At 32.8% G+C, this 4609-nt stretch carries 6 protein-coding genes and 1 tRNA gene; 6 read left to right on the forward strand and 1 reads right to left on the reverse strand.

Features of this window, described 5'->3' with window-relative positions; all coding sequences use genetic code 11:
- A partial coding sequence (locus ACKOWY_RS03795; protein WP_408940117.1) for a MotA/TolQ/ExbB proton channel family protein occupies positions 1-519 on the reverse strand: 519 nt, incomplete at its 3' end.
- A gap of 128 nt (positions 520-647) precedes the next feature.
- Between ACKOWY_RS03795 and ACKOWY_RS03800 the strand changes: the two genes are divergently transcribed.
- From ACKOWY_RS03800 to ACKOWY_RS03825, 6 genes are all read left to right on the forward strand, one after another.
- Positions 648-1868, forward strand: coding sequence for a bifunctional folylpolyglutamate synthase/dihydrofolate synthase (locus ACKOWY_RS03800; RefSeq protein WP_408940118.1), 1221 nt, complete (start codon positions 648-650; stop codon positions 1866-1868).
- 86 nt (positions 1869-1954) lie between these two features.
- Positions 1955-2029: transfer RNA gene (locus ACKOWY_RS03805), tRNA-Val, on the forward strand.
- A gap of 153 nt (positions 2030-2182) precedes the next feature.
- The gene (locus ACKOWY_RS03810) at positions 2183-2560 is read left to right on the forward strand and encodes a hypothetical protein (protein WP_408940119.1); all 378 of its coding nucleotides are present in this window, start codon (positions 2183-2185) and stop codon (positions 2558-2560) included.
- An 8-nt stretch (positions 2561-2568) separates the two neighbouring features.
- Positions 2569-3477 (forward strand): IS3 family transposase, encoded by a 909-nt coding sequence (locus ACKOWY_RS03815; RefSeq protein WP_408940120.1) that lies wholly within the window; start codon positions 2569-2571, stop codon positions 3475-3477.
- A 365-nt stretch (positions 3478-3842) separates the two neighbouring features.
- The gene (locus ACKOWY_RS03820; RefSeq protein ID WP_408940121.1) at positions 3843-4217 is read left to right on the forward strand and encodes a hypothetical protein; all 375 of its coding nucleotides are present in this window, start codon (positions 3843-3845) and stop codon (positions 4215-4217) included.
- Between the two features lie 28 nt (positions 4218-4245).
- Positions 4246-4609: hypothetical protein (locus ACKOWY_RS03825; RefSeq protein WP_408940122.1), on the forward strand; the 364-nt coding region annotated here is incomplete at its 3' end.

A 4609-nucleotide genomic window follows, 5' to 3' on the forward strand; every position in this document is an offset into this window, starting at 1 on the left:
ATTAGGATTTATCGGGACTATTTCAGGAGTTATCATGATAACTCCTGAAATAGTCCCGATAAATCCTAATGTAGGCGCAATACCAGCAATTAATCCTAAATGTCCCAAACGGCTTTCCATTTGTGCAATTTCGATATCCGCTGCACGGTCCATATTCGATTCAATTTCAGCAATGGGTCTTCCAATAACTAAAATACCTTCTTTCACTATATTTCCAGAAGCTGAATTACTTCTTTCTGCAATTGATCTAGCTAAATCCAAATTACCCGAATGCAATTGATCGCGTATATCCAACATCAAACGACTATCAATAGTAGAAGCCTTACTTATATATAAATACCGTTCAATAATTACATAAATAGTATAAAACAATAAAATAGCAATAGGAATCAAAAAGAAACCACCTTTAACTATAAACTCCAAAACTGAGATTTCATTATTGGTTGCAATTTTTTCAACCACCACATTAGAGGCAGCATTAGCAAGGGTGTCAGACTGTAATTGTAATAAACTAAACATATATTATTCTTGTTTTTAAGCTTTAATTCTAAAATTTATTTGAAATTTGCAATAAAGATACTTTTCGATGCAATAGTAAACTAAAAAAATCGAAAAATATTTTAAACAATTACTTTTTTTCAAAAAAAATGAACTATCCCGAAACATTAAATTGGCTCTTTAACCAACTCCCGATGTACCAACTTCAAGGCGCTTCGGCATATAAAAAAGACTTGACCAACGTTCATTTGCTCATGGATTATTTGGGGCATCCCGAAAACCAATTGCAATGCATTCATGTAGCGGGAACTAACGGTAAAGGTTCTTGTTCGCACATGTTGGCCTCTGTTCTTCAGGAAGCAGGGTATAAAGTAGGCTTATACACCTCTCCGCACCTAAAAGACTTTAGGGAGCGCATCAAAATTAATGGCACCATGATCTCCGAAGACTTTGTTTGTAATTTCGTCAACCAACACCAGGCGTTTTTTGAAGCCAATGATATGAGTTTCTTCGAAATGACCGTTGGATTGGCTTTTGATTATTTTGCCAAAGAAAAAACAGACATCGCTATTATTGAAGTCGGCATGGGCGGAAGATTGGACGCCACTAATAGTATTACGCCTTTGGTTTCGGTAATTACGAATATTGGTTTAGACCACACGCAGTTCTTGGGCAACACGTTGGCAGCAATTGCAACCGAAAAAGCAGGCATCATCAAACCTACTATTCCAGTGGTCATTGGTGAATATACTCCCGAAACCCAGCCTGTTTTTTTGGCTACAGCCAAAGCCAATCAAAGCGACATCTACTTTGCTTCTGATTTGATTACAACTACCTACCCCTCTGACTTAATTGGCGATTACCAAGTACAGAATAAGAAAACCGTGATTCAGACTCTTGCTGTTTTAAATCAACATACTGCTTTCCAAACTAACGAAAACCATTGGAAGCAAGGATTATCCCAAGTCGTTAAAAATACCGGCCTGCAAGGACGCTGGCAGCAACTTGGTGAATCTCCAACAATAATTTGCGACACCGCGCACAATACTCATGGCCTCACTATTGTTCTAAACCAAATTCAAAAAGAGTCTTTTGATCACTTACATTTTGTTTTAGGCGTAGTAAATGACAAAGATTTAGACGAAGTACTTCCTTTATTTCCAAAAAACGCAGAATATTATTTTTGTAAACCAAATATTCCTCGTGGACTTGAAGCGGCCATTTTGCACAAAAAAGCCAGCTCATTTGGCCTCAACGGAAAAATATATAATTCTGTTTCAGCCGCTTACGCCAAAGCGAAAGAAAATGCCCAAGATTTGGATTTCATCTATGTAGGCGGAAGCACTTTTGTAGTTGCAGAAATTTTATAATTTTTTTTGATTTTTTCTTGCAAATACAAAAAACAGCTGTATATTTGCACTCGCAATAAGGGAATGAAAATTGACATATTGCAATCGGGCGATTAGCTCAGCTGGTTCAGAGCACCTCGTTTACACCGAGGGGGTCGGGGGTTCGAACCCCTCATCGCCCACCGATAAAAACTCCTTAAGAAATTAAGGAGTTTTTTTTGTGCCTATTGGAAAAATTTTTGATTACATTTGAGTTAGCTCAAAGTTTGTAAATTTTGTGTAGCCGAAATTGAATTTGTCTTGTCCTGAAATAGGTTTACACAAAAGTGTAAAAAATGGAAAGATATTTAAAGGAGCATTCCTCAAAATGGCAGTCTAAATATTCCGAAGAATTTAAGCGATTTGTTTGTAATGATTTTTTAACTGGTACTTTGACAAGAAGAGAGGTTGAAGACAAGTATAATATTGGTCATTCTCGAATCACTTATTGGTTGAAAGAGCTTGGATATGATTATTCTCAACCCAGTATTGTAGTTTTACCTAGTATGGAAAACAAAGACAAAACACAAGTCTCCAAGGAGACGGATTCTCTATTACAGTTAAAAAAAGAACTTGAAGAAGCTCGTCTTCTAGCCGAAACCTATCGTAGAATGATAGAAATAGCTGAAAAAGAGTTTAAAATCAATATTGTAAAAAAGTCCAATACCAAGTAATTCAGGAGATGAAAAGCCATCATCCTAAGATTGGTTTAGGCAAATTTTGCCGATTACTTGGTGTAACACGACAAGCATATTATCAACACTTTTGGCATCAGGAACACTACGCTTTTGAAGATGAGTTAATTGTTTCTGAGGTTTTAAAAATAAGAAAAAACCACCGTCATATGGGAGTTAGAAAACTATATGAGTTATTACAACCATTTCTACTAGAACATCAAATAAAAATGGGTAGAGACAGGCTTTTTGATGTCTTGTCAGCTAATTATTTATTAGTTAAACGTAGAAAAAAACAAACAATAACCACCAATTCCTACCATAGATTTAAGAGGTATCCAAATCTTATAAGAGAGTTTGTTCCTAATACTCCTAATCAATTATGGGTAAGCGACATAACTTATTGGAAGATTAAAAGTTTTTTTGTTTATATAAGTTTTATTACCGATGCCTACTCTAGAAAAATTATAGGATTTCATTTAGGAGATAGTTTACAAACATCACAAACAATTGAAGCTTTGAAAATGGCAATATCAGGTGTTTCAATTGAAAAAAAAGAATTAGAATTAATACATCACTCTGATAGAGGAATTCAGTATTGTAGTGATAAATATGTAAAACTTTTAGAAAGTAATAATATAGCAATAAGTATGACAGAAAATGGAGATCCATTAGAAAATGCCATTGCAGAAAGAGTTAATGGTATTATAAAAGAAGAGTATCTAAATGATTATCAAGTTGATAACGTAGGAGAAGCTAGGGAATTATTGAAAGCTGTTGTCAATTTATATAATAATGAAAGACCTCATATGAGTATAGGAAATCTAACTCCAAATCAAGTACACCAAAACAATATAAAAACAGAAAAATTATGGAAGAATTATTATGTAAAAAGTCCTATTATTGTAAACCAATAATAGGACTAAAAATGAGTTGTAAATCTATTTTAGGATTAAGTATTAATATGTAAACTTATTTTAGGACGAGACAATTAATAGACACGAGCAAGATGCTCGCGCCAGCAGGGGGAAATGTTAGGTCATGCAAACTCAATTGTAACAGAACATTATATTGCGAGTTTAGATAGAGAGACTGTATTTCCAGTAAATAAACACCTTTTATAAGGTGTTTTTTTTGTCCGCTTATCTTATAAAAAAAATTAAGTAAGGAATATATGATAGTTTTTTTTAAATTTGGGAGAAGTGTGATTATAAAAAGCAATATTAAAAGATGTAATTCGTTATAACTTTTACTACATTCAAAAACTTAACAATTATTAATTATGAGCATTGAAGAAATTGAAAATCAATATTTAACGGAGAATGGGATGCATCTAAAGCCAATAAATAAAGAAACTATAATAAGAGAAAAAAAGGATTTATATGATATTTTAGGTTGCTGGACTAATAAAAACCCTGGTCCAACAATAGGAGATTTAGCGAATATGAACAAAAATAAAAAATTGATTTTGTTACAAATCGGCTCGTCTGATTATTATATTAATGCAGATTCACGTGTATCAGGGGTGAAAGAATTTCTGTTAAATCAAGATAATCCGTGGAAATTAATAGTTAATAATAGGGGTGTAAGAAACAAAGTAACCAATAGTATTGGTGAAGAGCCAATACCTTATTTTTATATGTATAAAAAAATTTAGTTTATAATCAGTTTATACAATTTAAGTAATGGGTCTATTTGATTTATTTAGGAAAAACAAAAATGTTATCACTGATAATGGTCTTAATAAAATTTATTATGACAATGGTAAAGGAACTATTAAGGAGCAATTTGTTAAAATTAATGGATTTATTGACGGAGAGTTTATTGCGTATGAAAGAAATGGTGCCTATCTCAAAAAACATTATAAGAATGGGGAAAGATGTTTAACTGCAGAAGAACAACTCGAGAAGAATAGACATGAGGAAAATATTAAAATAATGCAGGAACAAAAAGATGATTTCTTGGCATTAGATAATTTAATAGTTGAGATAATTAATATTTCTCAATTAATGCAAATGGATAATCGTACAATCGAAATTTATACAAGAT

The sequence above is a fragment of the Flavobacterium sp. genome (genome assembly GCF_046073885.1).
In the GTDB taxonomy this organism is placed as follows: Bacteria; Bacteroidota; Bacteroidia; order Flavobacteriales; family Flavobacteriaceae; genus Flavobacterium.

Bases quoted from the DNA above. Each gene is read 5' to 3' on its own strand.
- ACKOWY_RS03800 (WP_408940118.1), top strand. From the start codon at position 648: ATGAACTATCCCGAAACATTAAATTGGCTCTTTAACCAACTCCCGATG.
- ACKOWY_RS03810 (WP_408940119.1), top strand. From the start codon at position 2,183: ATGGAAAGATATTTAAAGGAGCATTCCTCAAAATGGCAGTCTAAATAT.
- ACKOWY_RS03815 (WP_408940120.1), top strand. From the start codon at position 2,569: ATGAAAAGCCATCATCCTAAGATTGGTTTAGGCAAATTTTGCCGATTA.
- ACKOWY_RS03820 (WP_408940121.1), top strand. From the start codon at position 3,843: ATGAGCATTGAAGAAATTGAAAATCAATATTTAACGGAGAATGGGATG.